Origin of the sequence: Flavobacterium sp. (assembly GCF_004211145.1) — a bacterium.
Taxonomy (GTDB): domain Bacteria; phylum Bacteroidota; class Bacteroidia; order Flavobacteriales; family Flavobacteriaceae; genus Flavobacterium.
Genome location: NZ_SEBS01000002.1, coordinates 139,714 through 155,433 on the forward strand (window position 1 = coordinate 139,714; position 15,720 = coordinate 155,433).

At 45.8% G+C, this 15,720-nt stretch carries 17 protein-coding genes; 7 read left to right on the forward strand and 10 right to left on the reverse strand.

What is annotated here, in order from left to right; all coding sequences use genetic code 11:
* The first annotated feature begins 20 nt into the window (after positions 1-20).
* Positions 21-683: a hypothetical protein gene (locus EOO50_RS01625; protein WP_290837225.1), complete on the forward strand. Its 663-nt coding sequence runs from the start codon at positions 21-23 to the stop codon at positions 681-683.
* A 41-nt stretch (positions 684-724) separates the two neighbouring features.
* On the opposite strand, the gene EOO50_RS01630 is transcribed toward EOO50_RS01625, so the two are convergent.
* Entirely contained in the window at positions 725-913 is a 189-nt protein-coding gene (locus EOO50_RS01630) for a hypothetical protein (protein ID WP_290837227.1), read from the reverse strand.
* Between the two features lie 106 nt (positions 914-1,019).
* Here EOO50_RS01630 and EOO50_RS01635 point away from each other — a divergent pair, with 106 nt between their 5' ends.
* Positions 1,020-1,976 (forward strand): hypothetical protein, encoded by a 957-nt coding sequence (locus tag EOO50_RS01635; protein WP_290837229.1) that lies wholly within the window; start codon positions 1,020-1,022, stop codon positions 1,974-1,976.
* On the opposite strand, the gene EOO50_RS01640 is transcribed toward EOO50_RS01635, so the two are convergent.
* The 4 genes from EOO50_RS01640 to bioD form a co-directional block, all read right to left on the reverse strand.
* A complete protein-coding gene (locus EOO50_RS01640; protein WP_290837231.1) occupies positions 1,970-3,130 on the reverse strand; it encodes a beta-ketoacyl synthase N-terminal-like domain-containing protein in 1,161 nt (386 codons plus the stop codon). The genes EOO50_RS01635 and EOO50_RS01640 overlap by 7 nt on opposite strands.
* A 253-nt stretch (positions 3,131-3,383) precedes the next feature.
* Positions 3,384-3,974, reverse strand: coding sequence for an SET domain-containing protein (locus EOO50_RS01645; protein ID WP_290837233.1), 591 nt, complete (start codon positions 3,972-3,974; stop codon positions 3,384-3,386).
* 68 nt (positions 3,975-4,042) lie between these two features.
* The gene (gene bioA / locus EOO50_RS01650; RefSeq protein ID WP_290837235.1) at positions 4,043-5,317 is read right to left on the reverse strand and encodes an adenosylmethionine--8-amino-7-oxononanoate transaminase; all 1,275 of its coding nucleotides are present in this window, start codon (positions 5,315-5,317) and stop codon (positions 4,043-4,045) included.
* A 52-nt stretch (positions 5,318-5,369) separates the two neighbouring features.
* Positions 5,370-5,993 (reverse strand): dethiobiotin synthase, encoded by a 624-nt coding sequence (bioD, locus tag EOO50_RS01655; RefSeq protein WP_290837237.1) that lies wholly within the window; start codon positions 5,991-5,993, stop codon positions 5,370-5,372.
* Between the two features lie 481 nt (positions 5,994-6,474).
* On the opposite strand from bioD, the gene EOO50_RS01660 reads away from it, so the two are divergent.
* On the forward strand, positions 6,475-7,557 hold the full coding sequence (locus tag EOO50_RS01660; protein WP_290837239.1) for an AI-2E family transporter: 1,083 nt from the start codon (positions 6,475-6,477) through the stop codon (positions 7,555-7,557).
* A gap of 39 nt (positions 7,558-7,596) precedes the next feature.
* On the opposite strand, the gene EOO50_RS01665 is transcribed toward EOO50_RS01660, so the two are convergent.
* Together EOO50_RS01665 and EOO50_RS01670 are read right to left on the reverse strand one after the other, a co-directional pair.
* Complete coding sequence (locus EOO50_RS01665; RefSeq protein ID WP_290837241.1) at positions 7,597-8,016, reverse strand: DUF2007 domain-containing protein; 420 nt, start codon at positions 8,014-8,016, stop codon at positions 7,597-7,599.
* Positions 8,017-8,339: 323 nt separating this feature from the next.
* On the reverse strand, positions 8,340-9,479 hold the full coding sequence (locus tag EOO50_RS01670) for an 8-amino-7-oxononanoate synthase (RefSeq protein ID WP_290837243.1): 1,140 nt from the start codon (positions 9,477-9,479) through the stop codon (positions 8,340-8,342).
* Positions 9,480-9,751: 272 nt separating this feature from the next.
* On the opposite strand from EOO50_RS01670, the gene EOO50_RS01675 reads away from it, so the two are divergent.
* Genes EOO50_RS01675 through EOO50_RS01690 form a run of 4 tightly spaced genes read left to right on the forward strand, consistent with a single transcriptional unit; the run spans position 9,752 to position 11,529 of the window.
* Entirely contained in the window at positions 9,752-10,261 is a 510-nt protein-coding gene (locus tag EOO50_RS01675; protein ID WP_290837245.1) for a DUF2975 domain-containing protein, read from the forward strand.
* A 1-nt stretch (position 10,262) separates the two neighbouring features.
* Positions 10,263-10,475: a helix-turn-helix transcriptional regulator gene (locus EOO50_RS01680; RefSeq protein WP_290837247.1), complete on the forward strand. Its 213-nt coding sequence runs from the start codon at positions 10,263-10,265 to the stop codon at positions 10,473-10,475.
* Positions 10,476-10,477: 2 nt separating this feature from the next.
* A complete protein-coding gene (locus EOO50_RS01685; RefSeq protein ID WP_290837249.1) occupies positions 10,478-10,663 on the forward strand; it encodes a hypothetical protein in 186 nt (61 codons plus the stop codon).
* Positions 10,664-10,722: 59 nt separating this feature from the next.
* Complete coding sequence (locus EOO50_RS01690) at positions 10,723-11,529, forward strand: DUF3667 domain-containing protein (protein ID WP_290837251.1); 807 nt, start codon at positions 10,723-10,725, stop codon at positions 11,527-11,529.
* On the opposite strand, the gene EOO50_RS01695 is transcribed toward EOO50_RS01690, so the two are convergent.
* The 3 genes from EOO50_RS01695 to EOO50_RS01705 are packed head-to-tail and all read right to left on the reverse strand — an operon-like array spanning position 11,526 to position 15,715.
* Positions 11,526-13,712 (reverse strand): PepSY domain-containing protein, encoded by a 2,187-nt coding sequence (locus EOO50_RS01695; RefSeq protein ID WP_290837252.1) that lies wholly within the window; start codon positions 13,710-13,712, stop codon positions 11,526-11,528. The two genes, EOO50_RS01690 and EOO50_RS01695, sit on opposite strands and share 4 nt — an antisense overlap.
* A gap of 33 nt (positions 13,713-13,745) precedes the next feature.
* On the reverse strand, positions 13,746-14,231 hold the full coding sequence (locus EOO50_RS01700; protein ID WP_290837254.1) for a DUF2271 domain-containing protein: 486 nt from the start codon (positions 14,229-14,231) through the stop codon (positions 13,746-13,748).
* Positions 14,228-15,715 carry an ankyrin repeat domain-containing protein gene (locus tag EOO50_RS01705; protein WP_290837256.1) on the reverse strand — a complete coding sequence of 496 codons (1,488 nt, stop codon included), beginning with the start codon at positions 15,713-15,715 and terminating at the stop codon, positions 14,228-14,230. Before EOO50_RS01705 ends, EOO50_RS01700 begins: the two co-directional genes overlap by 4 nt.
* Positions 15,716-15,720: the final 5 nt, after the last annotated feature.

Genomic DNA, 15,720 nt, shown 5'->3' on the forward strand with positions numbered 1-15,720 from the left:
CGTCAACCAAAAAGCGAATTATGAAAAAAATACTTTTGTTATGCATTGCCGGCTCCGCGCTGTTATCGTGCGGAGGCGTCAAGCACAAAGAAAACATCCTCGACAGCAATGACTGGGGCGTGAACGATAATTCGCTCAAAATGGACGGTTACTATTATCAGGAACTCGACGGAAAAATTTTCAGGAACGAATACACGGGATTCTCGCAAGACGAGACCAAAGACAGGCAACACGCCATCAAGCCGTTCCTGTTGTACGCCGACGGGTCGGTGCTCACAACCGGAGCATTGATCGGAACACGCGAAAAAGGCTCGTTCGACCATCATAAGGAATGTGGTTTGACCGACGGAAATACCATCAGGAATGCCAAAAAGTTTTTCGAATGTGACCTAAGTCATTACGAGGATGCGGCACCGATTTGGGATCGCGGCATCTACAAAGCCGGCAGCGGAACCATCACGATACAGTATTACGTGAACCTTGATGAGAAACATTTCCTCGTCGAGAAAAAAGGCGAAATCATAAACGACAGCCTGTTCGTGCTGAAGACCAAATTCGATTTCGAATTGAAAGTGCTCACGAACATCAACGAGGAATATAAATTCCAACCTTTCGAAAACGTTCCAAAGTCGTCGAACCCGCTCGTCGAACAGCGCCACAAGTATTCAAAAGCCGGCCGCTAGGCCGAAAGAAATAGAGATTAGTTGTTTTTAGTTGTTTTAGTTTAGAAAAAAAATCCCGCTTGGTTGGCGGGATTTTTTGTTATTTTACTTTTGACCACTTGGCCATTTACTAAAAACAGTTCCAACCTGAAGATTATAAGAATATCTAAACGTTTATGAACTGCCATGTTTAAGATTTTATCGCCATCACCGTTAATCATGCCAAATAGGATTGTTGTTCTTTTTTGCATTTTTATTTCATTTTCGGGAGTTTGCCAAGTGAATGATCGGAAGGGAAAAGTAAAATCGGAGCGTGTTAAATTAATCTATCTGGACTCGTCGCGACAAAACTATCGATTGTTCGAGATTGATGGCGACTACGGGCATTCGGGATTCCAAAGTCCGCAATTTTCCCAGCAGCGATTTGATGTTGCATGGTTTCACAGTCCTTTCGTCCATTATGCGAATTATCTTAAACATTACGATTCGATCGGTTTTTTGACAAGGGAAACTTGGTTTTACAAGAATGATGAGATCGTAGGTGATAACCGTTACGAATACGATAACAACCAAAACCTGATCAGTAATAAAGATCTCTTAACGATTTTTTCACGTGAATCGAAGCGGTTTTACTTCGACGACGATTGTCTGTTGCGGTCATCGATGACTTATTATTCGGACGACCCGAAATATTATTCGTATACGCAAAATATTTACGACCAGAACGCGAACCTGATTGAAGAACGAAAATTTTGGGCCGATGGTTCGGTGAATTTGAAAATGTACAAGTACGATGCCCGCAACAGAAGGATCGCCGAGTACAAGCAAGATAAACAGCAATCGAAAAGCAAGTCCAATGAAATGTACATGTTCACCATTGCGGGTAATGAAAACATGTGGTTGAAATGCACGTGGAAGTACGACGAACAGGATACGCAGACAGAATCCTGGGAGTTTCGGGAGGATGGAAGCTCCGTCACGATAAAAACAAAGTACAACCGCAACAATCTCAAAAGTGCTGTCGCGGTGAGTTATGATTTTGGCTCGACCGAAACCAAATATCGATACGATAAAAATGACTTGCTTTTAGAAATCGAATCAACTTTTGAAAAATTTCCTCAAAATGATTTGCGGATTCTGTACGAATATAATGACGATAAAACAGTCCGAAAACTCACGTATACAAAAGGGACACAAATACAAGTGACGCGGTACACATACGAATATGACGAAAGACGAAATTGGACCCTACAAACAAAAATTGTCGACGATGTGCCGCTTTACAAATTGCGTCGCCAACTTACCTATTATTGATTCGTACCTTCGATCACCACACTAACCGCATTCCCGCCGAATCCGACCGAATTTACCATAATCTTCCTCAACGGTTTCTGAATTTGATTTTCACCGAAAGGAATTCCGACGAACTGCTGCTTCTGCAACATCAGAACCGCCATCTCAACGCTCAAGATACCCGACGCTCCGAACGTATGTCCGGTCTGCCATTTGTTCGTCGTTAGCAACGGTTTGTGGTTTTTGAAGATTTTTTCGATCGCGCGCAATTCGGTCAAATCGCCTTTGATCGTTCCCGGAGCGTGCATTACGATAGCGTCGATTTCTGACGGATCGAGATTTCCGAGCGCCATTTTCATTGATTTTTGGAAACAGTCGGCTTCGGTTGAAATTGAAGTGTTGTGTACCAAAATCTCGGTCGCGTACCCGATTCCCGACACGATTGCGATCGCATTTTCGTTGATTCCCGATTCAAGGCAGCAAATCGCCGCGCCTTCGCCCAATATCATCGAATTATATGTTTTTTCAAAATCCATCGCGCGTGACGGAAATTCGCCGTTTTCCTTCGAGTAGATTTTCAATGCCTGCATTTGTGCAATGGTAAACGCGGTCAAAGGTGCTTCGCTTCCGCCGACGAGAAACTTGTCGGACATTCCCGAATTGAGCCAGGCGATTCCGTTAAGCAATGCGTGAAGCGACGTCGAACACGTGATCGAATGTGAAATTTCAGGACCCGAACTTTGTAAATCGTGCGCGACCCAGGACGAAATGTTTCCGAGCGTCGTTGTCGGGGAAGCCAACGTTTGGGCTTTGTTGTTTTGGAGGAATTCGGCGAAATGCTGTTCGAACAAACCCGTTGCGCCTCTTGAAGATCCGATGTTGATTCCAAAAATCGCGTCCTTGTTCCAACCCGATTTCTCGACCGCTTTGCGTGCCGCCGCAATCGCGAAGAGAACCGAATCGTCTAACGAACGGTACTTGTTGTCGGAATTTCTAAGTGAATCGATTCCGGATTTTATCGATTCGGGCAAAAAAGCGCCCCAAGCCGTATTCCCATTGAAATCGTGCCGAGAAAAAAAATGCTTTTTGGAACTGTAATTTTGCCAGACAGCCTCGGGCGAATCACCCAAAGGCGAAACCGAAGCGATCGACATGATGGAAACGGGTTGTTGCAAAACGTAGATTTATTTTGCAAAAATACGGCAACAAATCAGCAAGTAGGTCGATTGAAGTTGATTTTTGCAGTGCAACTTTTCAAAAAATCGATTGTCGCAAAAGGGAATTACAATTAACAAAATAGATATGAAACATGTAATTTCCCGCTGAGGAATTTCCTGAACTTAGACCTGACAAGTTTTAACCCGAGTCGCAGCCGAATTCTATGGAACGTAGCAGCATAAACCTGTCAAGTCTCAAAACCGCAAAACTCTATTTCGACATATCGTAATAACAAGTCAACAACGACTTCAATTCCGCTTGTCCATCGATTACGCTTTCAAATTCGTTCCATATATTTTGATTCACGAACGGTTGCAACGGCTGCTCCACGTTTCGGATCAAATCAAGGTTATCTCGCACCAGATTATCCCAGGTTTCGTGATAACGCAATAAATCGTCCGGATACACGATTTTGCGGTCGGTGCCTTCGTCCTCGGCCTCGAACGGCTCTTCAATGTTGAGGTAGCCATAATCGTCGGTGAGTTGTTCGCCGGGATGGATGTCGCGCACCGCAATCTCGAAATCGTAGGCCGTGCTCATGCAACTGGAGTTGAAACTGTGGTTCACGTACTTCGCATTGTCCCAGCAAAGAACTTTATGGCCGTGGTTGTTCGTGAAACAATATGTATCGAGATATGCGCGCATTTTGGGAGAAATTTCCTGTTCGTCCTCAGCCGTAAAGATGCGGTCGAGGTCGTCCTGAACCCATGTAATCGTGCCTTTCGGGATTAATTTTTTCGCGACCACGCCATAGCCGATCGCGTCGCTGATGAACCTGAGTTCGGTATCAGGATGAATCATAAATATTGTTTTTGTCGACTAAAGTTATTCAATTCCAGCGCGACAAAATCTTAAAGCAAGCACAATGTTTACGCGATTTCTTCGAGCGCTCTTTCGATGACCGAATACACGGTTTCAAGTTGCTGGTCTGAAATAATATACGGCGGCAAAACGTACACGATATTCCCGACCGGACGCAAAATAACGCCGTTTTCAATGAAGAAATCGTATAGTTTGTTCCGAAGTTCCCCGTAATACGCCGACTTCCCATCGGTTTTGATTTCGAGCGCCATGATCGTTCCCAGGACGCGAGTCGTCGCTACTTTTGGATGTTTTGAAATCCTGTCTGAAAATTCGCTTTGGGTCTTATTGATTCGGATGAGGTTCGATTGGATCTCGTCTGACGCCAACAATTCGAAAGCCGCCAAAGCCGCCGCACAACCCGTGGGATTCGCCGTGAACGTATGCCCGTGGAACAGCGCTTTGTTGATGTCATCTGAATAAAAGCCATCGAAAATTTCCTGCGTAAAGGTCGTGATCGCCATGGGAATCGTGCCGCCCGTGAGCGCCTTCGACAAGCAAATCGCGTCAGGTTGTTTCGTGAGGTAATCGCATGCGAAATTTTTTCCGGTTTTCCCGAAGCCCGTCATGACTTCGTCGGCGATCGTCAAAATGTTATTTTCATTGCAGATCGAAATCAGTTCGTCGAGTATTTCAGGTTCGTACATCACCATTCCGGCCGCGCCCAAGATCAGCGGTTCGAAAATAAATGCGGCACACGGATTCTCGGCAATTACTTTTCTCAACGCCGATTTCGCATTTTCTTCCTGGCCTTTCACGGGAACAGGAATTCGTACGACGTCGATAAACATTCCCTTGAACGCCTGAGTGTAAAGCGAGATTCCGCTTGCCGCCATTGCCGCGAACGTATCGCCGTGGAAAGCGTCCTCAAAAGCGATGATGGTTTTGCGCGTTTCGCCTTTGTTGTAGAAATATTGGAGCGACGCCTTGATCGAGACTTCGACCGCGGTCGATCCGTTATCTGAGAAAAATACTTTTTGCTGGTTCGACGGCAACATGGCGAGCAGTTTTTCGGCCACATTTATCGCAGGTTCGTGCGTGAATCCGCCAAAGAGCACGTGTTCGAGCGTCGTGAGTTGCTTGTAGATCGCGTCGGCAATGAACCTGTTCGAATGCCCGAACGGATTCACCCACCAGGATGCAATCGCGTCGACGTATTCCTTACCGTCGACATCCCAAACCAGCGCGCCTTGGGCCTTTGCGATTGCCACGGGCGGTTTTGCGGTTTTGTGTTGCGTGTATGGATGCCACAGGTACGCGGCGTCTTTTTCGAGTAAAGTCATTATGTTGTTTTGAATTTTGGATTTTGGATTTTCAATGTGGGACAAATCACATTTAAAATTCAACATTCAAAAAAGGTTTAAATTTTTCGGCGTATTCGGCGATCACGTTTTGGTCGAAATACGGTTCGTGTTCGATCCGGCCGATCATCTTGACGCCTGTTTTTTCGAGGATGATTTTCTCGGTCGACGCATTTTCGTCTCCTGAGAAAATGATTCCCGCGATATCCGATTTGCGATGCTGCAACGCTTCGATCGTCAATAATGTATGGCTGATGCTTCCCAGATAATGGCGGGAAACGACAATGACTTTATAATCGGGTTTGATCAGATCGGCGATGGTCTGCGATTCGTTTATCGGGACGTACAAACCGCCCGCGCCTTCGATTATCAAATGTTCGTTCGTCGTTTCAGGTTCGATTATGTTGTCGATTTCTATTCGGACGTTGTCGATTTCCGCTGCCAGATGCGGACTCGCGGGCGTGTTGAGCGCGTACGAATTCGGGAAAATTACCGTCTTTTCGTTCGAAATCAAACGCTTGACTTTATGGCTGTCCGAATTGTCTAGATCGCCTGCTTGAATGGGTTTCCAATAGTCGGCGTGGAGTGCTTCGGTTACGATGGCCGACGCGATGGTTTTGCCCACGTCGGTCGAGATTCCGGTGATAAAAAACTTCATATTACAAAGATACCGATTGTGCTTTTAGCTGAGGTTAAAATGTGTATCGATCTCACTTTTAACAAAAGCTGCATGTTTCACGTAGCTTGGGCGTCGGATATTCTTTTAGGGATCGACATCGGCCCTTCCCCGATGACAAGGACGTTTTTCTCTAAATATGGTCATTACACGAAACAAACACTTTTTGTTAAATCAAAGTTGCGTGTCAGGTTGTTGTAAACGGCTGCAAAATAAAATCTGTTTGGATTGTGTCAATTTTATCAATTCCCAACAAAATCTGTTGATGATTTTCTTTAATGGAAAAATCCAAACAGAAAATCGCTGAGGAAATTTCAAGATATCCCAACGCCGCGGCATCTGATTCCCCGTACCTTCGAAACGCGCGAAACGGCAAAATGCAAACTCCAAAAACCACTGCGAAGTAAACCAACCCGAAAAGTCTCGCGATTTTTAACTACATTTAATAAACAACACAAAAACCATGATTCGATCGCAAATCCCGCCTTACATCAAGGCCGTTTTCCTATCGCTATTGATTATCATCATCATCTTTGTGATGGTCATGGCCAAGAAAATCCTGATTCCGCTGTTGCTTTCGGCCTACATCGCAATGTTGCTCACTTCGTTTTGCAATCGGTTGGAGAAACGCAAAATCCCGAGGTCTTTGGCTGCTTTCATCGCGTTGTTGCTCGCTTCGGCCGTTCTCATCGCATTTGTTTATTTCGTCGTGACCCAAGTCGGGAATTTCGCGACCGATATCCAATCGAACATGCAGACCAACCTCAATAATTTCGCGACAAGGATTGACAGTTGGCTTCAAAACACTACCGGTTTCGACATCCAAATGGAAAGCGGTTTCGAACTCAAGAAAATATTCAGCCTCGTGCAAAGCGACGACAAAGCGCTCACCGATTTTTTCATGAAGACATTGGGCACGTTGTCCGACATCATTTTATTACCGGTTTTCATCTTTTTCTTATTGATCTATCGCGATCACTTCGCGGTTTTCATTACAAAAGTTTTCAAGAAGCAAAAGAATTCCGACCTGCTTGACCAACTCGCCGACCTGAGAAAAGTGGTGCACAACTACCTCGTCGGAGCCGGAAAAGTCATGTTGATTTTGGGCGTCGTGAACACGGGAATTCTTTTTGCGCTCGGTATCAAGCACGCGATTTTCTTTGGCATGCTCGCGGGATGTCTGAACATCATTCCATATCTCGGACCGGCTCTGGGCGCGATCTTGCCGTTTCTTTTCGCGCTGCTTACTAAAGACAATTTATTCTATCCGTTTGCGATCGTGGTCGCATTTACGCTGATCCAATTCCTTGAAAGCGCGTATCTGACGCCGAGGATTACAGGCGCGAACGTCAGCCTGAATGCGTTCGTGACGTTTTTGGGCTTGCTCATCGGAGGCGCGATTTGGGGAATTCCGGGCATGATCTTGATTATTCCGTCGATCGCGATCCTCAAAAAATTGTTCGAATTGAGTCCGGAAACCGAGCCGTATGCGTATTTATTTGGCGAAGAAGACATGCGCTGGTTTAGGAAACGCAAAACGCAATGACGCGTTGAAAGTTTGCTCAAAATATTCGACTGACGTTAATCAACTGAGGCTTGAGCCGAATTCATGACCGCAATTCGCGCATTTGTAATGATAATTCGTATATAACGGCAATCCACCGATCAGGAAAGATGCGATAACAGCGAAAAGCGTTTTTTTCTCTTTGACCGACGTCACCAGATCGGCTTTTTGTGCGCCACATTCGGGACAGGTTATCGGTTGTCCGTATTCGTCGACCGAATATTGCCTGACCTCGCCCAAAATATCTTTCGCCATATCGAGATCCTCGGTTCTTACAAAAAGCTTGACGCCTCCGACCGCGTTGCTCACCAAAGGATCCGCGTCGACGGTATGGTTGTCGCGTATAAAAACTTCGATGCCATGAGATTCGAGAAGGCCTTTGAAAATTTGGGCTTCGGATGAATAAGTATAGGTCGCTAAAAATGAAAATTGTGGTTCCATATCATGAAAGTACGCAATCGAAGACGATTTTGACGGAACTTTCTATCGAAACTCGATGCGATACGATTGCAATTTCACATCGTTCACGCAATCGCAGATGTAAGCGTATGACCGGAGTTTGATTTTCTTGGACGATACTGTCGAACTCGAAATCAAAGGTTATGAAAGAATGCTTCTCGCCTGGATGTGTCGATAATTTTTGAATTCGTTTCGAAAAAATCGTAAAGGACATCGTCGTGTCTTTGTACTGCCGATTCCGCGCAACTTTTTTCGATTCGCACGAGAATACTACCAAGAAAATGGAACGGCACAAAATGTCGTCGTCAGAAAACCAATCGGCTTAAATTTTCGAGCAAGTCTGAAATCTCGCGTTCCGAATTGTACGAATGTAAACAAATCCGAAGTCTTTCCTGGCCTTCAGGAACTGTCGGCGACAAAATCGCTTTCACGTCAAATCCTTGTTGTTGTAAACCCGACGCGACCGTTTTCACCTTGTTGTTTCCTGGAATTATCGCCGATTGGATCGCCGATTTGCTGTAGACGAACATCGGTTTCAAGCCCAAACGGAATTTTTCCTGATTGAAATGTGCGATATTTTCATTCAGACCAAAGCCGTTTGTAAACGTTTGTAAACGTTTGTAGGCGGTTAAAATCGTCGCGACCGAATGAGGCGAAAGCGCCGTCGTGTAAATGAAACTCCTTGAAAAATTGATCAGATAATCGCGCAATTGGCTCGATCCCAAAATAGCCGCCCCGTGACAACCCAAACTTTTCCCGAACGTCATGACGCGCGCGAAACACTTGTCTTGGAGTTTGTTTTGTTGCGCCAAACCACAGCCGTTTTGGCCAAAAACGCCGAGTGCGTGCGCTTCGTCGACTACCAACAGGCAATCGTGTTTCTCGCAGATCTCACTTAGGATTTCAAGATTCGGCGAATCGCCATCCATCGAAAAGACCGATTCGGTTACGACGTATAGATTTGTGCCCGATGATTTGTACCGAAGTGCGAGCCTTTCCAAATCCTCGTAATCGTTGTGCGTGAACTTGAACGATTTCGCGTGCGACAACCCGATGCCGTCGCGAATCGAGGCGTGGCACAATTCATCATAAAGGATAAAATCATTGCGTTGCGGAACCGAACTGAAAAACCCGACGTTCGCATCATAACCTGAATTGAAAATCAACGCCGTTTCGCTGTCGTGGAAATCCGCGATGAAATTTTCAGCGACTTCATACAATTCATGGTTTCCCGAGATAAGTCGTGAACCTGTCGCGCCGTTTTGCGTGATTCCGTTATTGACAAGGAATTCGTGCGTGCTGTCGAAAAGCTCTTGTGATTTCGCGAATCCCAGATAATCGTTCGACGAAAAATCGACGCGCAAATTCGTCGACGAGAGTTTCCGGAACGCATTGTTGTCGTGTCGCGCCTGTAGTTTTTCAAGTAAGTTTTTCGGGAATTCCATGTCGTAAAAATACGATTTATGTTATGGAAACGATTCGCCAGCCCCGATGGAAACGGTTAGCCTTTTGAAAAAAAATGTAGCGTTTGCTCGGTTTCGCGAGCGACCGACGGAAGCTACGCGAAACCGCCGGCAAACGCACATTTTTTAAAATAGCTAAAAGTGGACAGCGGGAAATTGTTTCAAAAAGATAAAAAATTATTTCAATTAAATATTTTATTATTGTTATTCGATAATTTTTATATATTTGTTCCAACATCAAAACACTCTTACACATGAAAAAACTAAACCTTCTAAAGACATTGCTTGACTTGTTTTTCTTCTTCAGCATTTTTGCCGTAATCGGAATTTTTATTCTTGGTCCGATCGCATTTTTTAACGGTGAGGATTTGCCGCTCAAAATTAAAGGGCAGGAAATTATCGCCGACAATTGGGGCGCGAGACTGTTGATCGTCACCTCGGCGATTTCGAGTTTATTGTTCGTGTATGCGATTTTCCTGTTTAGAAAAAATGTGCATTCGCTCGTGAAAAGGGAGATTTTTACTGAAGTCGTAATCGCAAATTTCAAACGCATCGGCTGGTGTCTGATCGCGTCGACGTTACTCGGTGAAATCCCGTTATTCTTTTATAATATGATCAATCGCAACCACTTGGGCTTGCAATTCGGGACCGGCGGATTCGATTCGATGTTGCTTTCGATCGCGTTGGGATTGTTTTTTATGGTACTTTCGGAGATATTCAAAATCGGTAAAAACCTCAAGGAAGAAAACGACTTAACGCTTTGATATGCCAATAGTTATAAACGTAGATGTCATGCTTGCCAAGCGCAAAATGCGGTCGAACGAACTCGCCGAACGCATCGGCATGACCACGGCCAACTTCTCGATCCTCAAGACCGGAAAAGCGAAAGCCATCCGGTTTTCGACGCTCGAGGCCATTTGTGAAGCACTGGATTGTCAACCTGGGGACGTAATGGAATTCGTACCCGAAAACAAATAATCATGAAAGAAAAAACATTTTTTGGAATGCTCGCGTTGTCGATCGTTCTGGTTGTCGTCTCGGCTTTGATGAAGGTCGAACACGTGAAAAATGCAAATTATGCGCTCGCGGGCGCGATGGCGTTTCAAGCGTCGACGATTGCATATTTCATCGGGAAGAATCTAATCGGAAAGCGAAAAATGTTCTAGGTAATCGATTCAATTTTTGTGTAATGTGCTGATTTTGTATCTTTCACAAAACTTCGAATATGCATACTAACTGCAGGAATTGCGAAACGACGTTGGTTGCCGAATATGAGTTTTGTCCGGGTTGCGGGCAAAAAGCGGATTTGCATCGGCTGGGTTTGCACGAGCTCGTGCACGACGGCATCCATTATTTCACGCACGCCGACAAAGGTTTGTTTCAGTTGGTGCGTGATTTGGTCGCAAAGCGCGGAATAGTCGCGAAGGAATATATAGAAGGCAAACGCCGAAAGTATTTTCCGCCGTTGAATTTCTTCTTGATTATCGCAGCGATTTTCGTTTTTACCGCGACGTTCAAGCAATCACAGCTTCCCATCGACGTGTACGAAAAACATCCGGAATTGCGCGACGAGACCGATCCCGCGACGAAAACCCGATTGGAGAAAATCTATACACGCGCTGAAAAAGCTAACCGTTTTACGAACAGTTACTCGAATCTAATTGCAATGGCCGCGCTGCCTTTAAGCGCTTTCATTTATTTTTTGTTTTATAAAAAAGCGAAATACAACTACATCGAACACGTCGTCGCGGGAATGTATTTGTTGGGTTTCTGCTTGTTGATTTACGCATTGATCTTGATCCCGATCGCGTATTTACTCGGCATTTCGCGCCTATATATGGTCGCCGTCCTGATGTTTTTGCAACTATTTTATGGTGCAACTTTTTATGTTGGATTTCTCGGGAAATCGGGAGCGGCGAACTATTTCAAGGCGTTCGGAGTCAGCTTGGTATCGCTGTTAGTTTGGATTGTCGGCTCGTCTTTCACCGTGCGATTGTACATAACGAATGGATTTTGGGGTATACTGCCTTAGTAACAATCCATCCTAATCTTTCCGACGGCCTGATAATGGCTCAACGGATGTTCAAGCGATTTGCAAATCGAAGCCAACAGTTCCAACACATTTTCCTGCATTGCGAGTGAGCCGCAGATCATGATCGTGCCGTTTTCCTTTAGCACCGAGGCGACGAGTTGCGAATCGATTGCGAGCAAATCCTTCACATATCGTTTATCACCTTCGCGCGAATAGGCGACGTTGAGTTTATGCAGTTTCCCGCTCGAATATTGAGACTCCAACAATTCGCGATACGGTTCGAACGATGCGCCGTTCCTGAAACCGCAATACAAATGGCATTTCGTTTTCGGGCCATTTTGCTCGATCATGCCAAGGAAAGGCGCGATTCCGGTTCCGTTTGAAATCAAAATCGTTTGTTTTGCGTCGGACGGATAATGGAATTCCGGATTTTCGACCAATCGTGCTTTTATCGTTTGTCCGACAATAAGCGAATGTAAGTAATCAGAACCCAAACCGTTTTCGTGGCGTTTCACGCTGAGTTGGATTTCGCCCGAAATTTTCCCGATGGAATATTGACGTTCTCGATGGTCGTCCATCGGATAAACGTTTAGCAAATCTCCTGATTCGAACGGTTTTTTCTTTTTCGGTCGCAGTTTGATCGTGAATGTTCCGTCGATCGCGGCATCGGTTTTCGTGGTGACCGTGAACGTTTGCAGTTTTTTTGGTTTGGCCGATAATTGGTTGTGGTCAATGTCGAGCGGCACTCCTGTCTTCCGGGAAAATTCGTTTACCCATTCCGCAAATTCCGAAACCGATTTGTCGTTTATCGTTTTGATTTCGAGAAGCGGTTCCAAATGCGCCTGTTGTGACATCGCGTTGTGCAAGTCAAAAGCAAATTGACAAAAATCAGGATAGGCGTGCGATCCGAAACCGACGATTGAGAATCGGACATTTTTGTTCTGCGGGATTTCCGAAATCAATCGGATCGCTTTTGTTGCATTTGAAGGCGCGTCTCCACGTCCGTATGTCGCTGCGAATACGATGATTTGTGAAGCGCTGACAAATTCGGAGTAGGAATTGAGTTCCGAGAAATACGATTTTTTTCCGGCTCTGAGCAGCGATTGATGGAATGTCTTGGCGAAACGCATCGTGCTTCCGTTTTCAGAACCCGCGAGCACAATAAATTCGGCTTCGTCTTTTTTGAATTTGTTCTTGATTTTTCCCGCACGGCGCTTGAGCGTCATCGCGAATCCCGAGTAAATGAAAAACAGGATATTCACGCATGCGATTGCAAGTACGATCGCCCAAACAATGCTTGCGCGACCCGTGTGCAGATCCATGCTCAGGCTGATCCAGTCGGCGGCTGCGGGATATTTTTTTTCGCTGAGGATTTCTCCGGTGATCTGGTTGACGACGATTTCGCGGTTGTGCAATTTCACCGTAAAGGCGTCTTCAGGCTCGGGAGAGAACGGGAATTCTATGGATTTGACTTCCGAAAGTCTGATGTTTTTGAACACGTCAAAATCGGCGATCGCTTTCTTCGGGCTTTGTTTTATGTTTTCGAAATCGACGTCGTGCTTGACTTTATTTTCGGGAAACAACTTGAAATGTTCGAGTGACAGGAATGTTCCCGTTAGCGAAATGATCAGAATAGGCAAGAGCCAAATGCGCCCGAGAAACACGTGATAGAACGAGAAGAAATCCTCGCGTACGATTTTCGAGAAGAAACGCTTCAATCCGCGTTGGCGTTTCACGACCAAAATCGAGCCAGTAATCGCGATCAGGAAAAGTAAGAATGCCGTGATCGCCATGAAAACGCGGCCTAATCCGTGAAGGAAAAGCGAGCGGTGCAACGTCGTTACGGTTTGGAAGAATTCGTTTTCAGGTTCGAGTTTGCCGAGTGACTTTCCGGTTTTCGGGTCGATGTAAATTTGTTCGCTGTCGCCTTCCTGGTTGATGACATCGGCCGAAACGAAGCGATCGCCAATGTTGATCTCGATTATCTCGTCGTAATTTTTTTGGGCCGATGAAATCGTCGTGGCAAGCGAAACGTCGTTCATCCCGTTGATCGCATACGGTTTCAAGCTGTCTGAAACCGGTTCGAACGCCAAAATAATTCCCGTGAGACACGCGAGCGCGATAAAAAGAAAAGAAGATACCGCCAATGTGAGATGGCTGTATCTCCAGATCGAGATTGTCATATTTTTTGTTTTAAGCTACGATTGCGCCGAATTTTAATTGCTCGGAGCCAGACGGACGTAGCGGATATAGCCCGTTCCATCGGTTTTGCCCGATACGTTTTCAGTCGTCAACGGAATTTCGGCGTCTTTCAAATTATATTTCTGGTTCTCGACCGCCGATTCGAAACGCAGTGTGTAGCCCGCATTCAATTTCGAATTATCGATCTCGATGACGTTCACCGCGCGATCGCCTCCTGAAACTGAAGCGCCCGTGATCGCGCTGATGTTTTGCTTTTTCGCCTTTTGGAACTTGAACCATTCGGGCAAGTCGTTGTACCATTTTTTATCTCGGCCCATCATGTAGAGCGTTTGCTCGTATTCGCCTTTCGGGTTGATCAGCGAAACCACGATGTACGCGCCTTCACCCGGATAGTTTGACATCTGGACCATGCATTTGTATTTCGTGGCTTGGGCGGCCGACGAATTCGGCAACAACGCGAAAAACGCCAGCGCGATCAATAGTTGGAAGGTTTTGTTCATGATTTGAGGAATTCGATGGAGATTTTATCTTTTTTCAACGCTTCGTTTTCAGACGCCAGATCGTAGGCGGTTTCGTTCATGTCGGTCTTTTCGGTCGTCTTCGCGCCTGCGCTGATCAGAAATTTCAAGACCTCGTCATTCTTGGCGTTCATCGCGGCTTTGTGCAGCGCGGTCATGTTCTCGGCGTTCTTTTTATTGATGTCGACGTTGAGTTCGTTCGCGCGTTTCAACAGCGACAAATCGTTTTTGGCGACGGCTAAATGATACAATGTGTTCCCGTTTTTTTGAGCCGACGAAACGTCGAGTCCTTTTGCCTGCAACGATTTCAATTTGGCTTCGAAATCGGTAGCTTTCTTCGTGTTGTACGACTGCGCGAGGTAATAGGTCAGGTTGTTTCCATCAATGTCGGCCACTTTTATATCGGCGCCTTTTTCAATCAGGAAAGTCACGATTTCGGGAGAATTATTTTGTACGGCGAGCGCCAAAGCCGACTGGCCTTTCGCATTCGTTGCATTGATGTTCTTGACTTTTTCTGACAATAGTTTGATCAACTGGATATCGCCATTCGAACCCGCGGCCGCGATGAAAACCGTATTTCCATCCTTATTCGTTTGGTTCACGTCCAAACCTTTCGACAGGAAATAGTTGACGGTTTCGTTTTGTTTGTCTTTTCGGACGATGTAATGCAGCGCGTTTTCACCGTTTTCACCTTTGGCGTTCGGTTTCACGCCTTTCGATTCGAGGAATTTATACGTTTCCAGCGTATTCGTATTCGAGCGAGTTCCTTGGGCGGCCATGATCATTGCGTTGTCGGTGAACGTCGCGCCTTTCTTGAGTAAGGTTTCCATGAGTTCGCGATTTCCGCCTTTCGCGACGTAATTCAAGACGCCGTTTCCGTGCGAATCCTTGCTTTTCAGGTCAAGACCTTTCGACGTGAAATAGTCGATCAACGTCATGTCTTTCGCGCCCGTCGCCACCAGCAGCAACGCATTCGCACCTTCGTGATCCAAATCCTTTTTGAAGTTGGCTCCGAATTTTTGGCACAAGTCATACACCTTCGTATTCGTCTGTCCGGTTGCCGCTGCGAAATTTGCGATCGTGTAACCGTGATCTTCGACGATATCGGTTTTCGCGCCTTTCTTCTGGAGATATTCCATTAAATCGGTGTTTCCGACATAGGCCGCCCAGAAAATATACGTGCGTCCGTCGTGCATAATTTTATTCACATCGTTTCCGGGTTGCGTCAACAGGAAATGAACCGTTGCGTCGGGCGCTTTTTCGATGATCGCGTAAACCGTGGCGTCGAACGCAGCCGATGTCATCGCCGACGGATTATTTCCGGCTTTGATGTCCGACTCTACTTTAGCAGCATCGGGCGACGCTTTCCAATATTCCCTTTCGAGAAAAACATTTTTTTGCGCTTGGGTCGAGACCGTGAAAAAGCAGCAAACCGCTAGTGTGATCGTTCGTATTGTCGTTGACATAGGAT

Excerpts from the sequence above, each read along its gene's own strand:
- EOO50_RS01625 (WP_290837225.1), top strand. The coding sequence starts at position 21 with ATGAAAAAAATACTTTTGTTATGCATTGCCGGCTCCGCGCTGTTATCG.
- EOO50_RS01630 (WP_290837227.1), bottom strand. The coding sequence starts at position 913 with ATGCAAAAAAGAACAACAATCCTATTTGGCATGATTAACGGTGATGGC.
- EOO50_RS01645 (WP_290837233.1), bottom strand. The coding sequence starts at position 3,974 with ATGATTCATCCTGATACCGAACTCAGGTTCATCAGCGACGCGATCGGC.
- bioA (WP_290837235.1), bottom strand. The coding sequence starts at position 5,317 with ATGACTTTACTCGAAAAAGACGCCGCGTACCTGTGGCATCCATACACG.
- bioD (WP_290837237.1), bottom strand. The coding sequence starts at position 5,993 with ATGAAGTTTTTTATCACCGGAATCTCGACCGACGTGGGCAAAACCATC.
- EOO50_RS01660 (WP_290837239.1), top strand. The coding sequence starts at position 6,475 with ATGATTCGATCGCAAATCCCGCCTTACATCAAGGCCGTTTTCCTATCG.
- EOO50_RS01665 (WP_290837241.1), bottom strand. The coding sequence starts at position 8,016 with ATGGAACCACAATTTTCATTTTTAGCGACCTATACTTATTCATCCGAA.
- EOO50_RS01670 (WP_290837243.1), bottom strand. The coding sequence starts at position 9,479 with ATGGAATTCCCGAAAAACTTACTTGAAAAACTACAGGCGCGACACGAC.
- EOO50_RS01675 (WP_290837245.1), top strand. The coding sequence starts at position 9,752 with ATGAAAAAACTAAACCTTCTAAAGACATTGCTTGACTTGTTTTTCTTC.
- EOO50_RS01680 (WP_290837247.1), top strand. The coding sequence starts at position 10,263 with ATGCCAATAGTTATAAACGTAGATGTCATGCTTGCCAAGCGCAAAATG.
- EOO50_RS01685 (WP_290837249.1), top strand. The coding sequence starts at position 10,478 with ATGAAAGAAAAAACATTTTTTGGAATGCTCGCGTTGTCGATCGTTCTG.
- EOO50_RS01690 (WP_290837251.1), top strand. The coding sequence starts at position 10,723 with ATGCATACTAACTGCAGGAATTGCGAAACGACGTTGGTTGCCGAATAT.
- EOO50_RS01695 (WP_290837252.1), bottom strand. The coding sequence starts at position 13,712 with ATGACAATCTCGATCTGGAGATACAGCCATCTCACATTGGCGGTATCT.
- EOO50_RS01700 (WP_290837254.1), bottom strand. The coding sequence starts at position 14,231 with ATGAACAAAACCTTCCAACTATTGATCGCGCTGGCGTTTTTCGCGTTG.
- EOO50_RS01705 (WP_290837256.1), bottom strand. The coding sequence starts at position 15,715 with ATGTCAACGACAATACGAACGATCACACTAGCGGTTTGCTGCTTTTTC.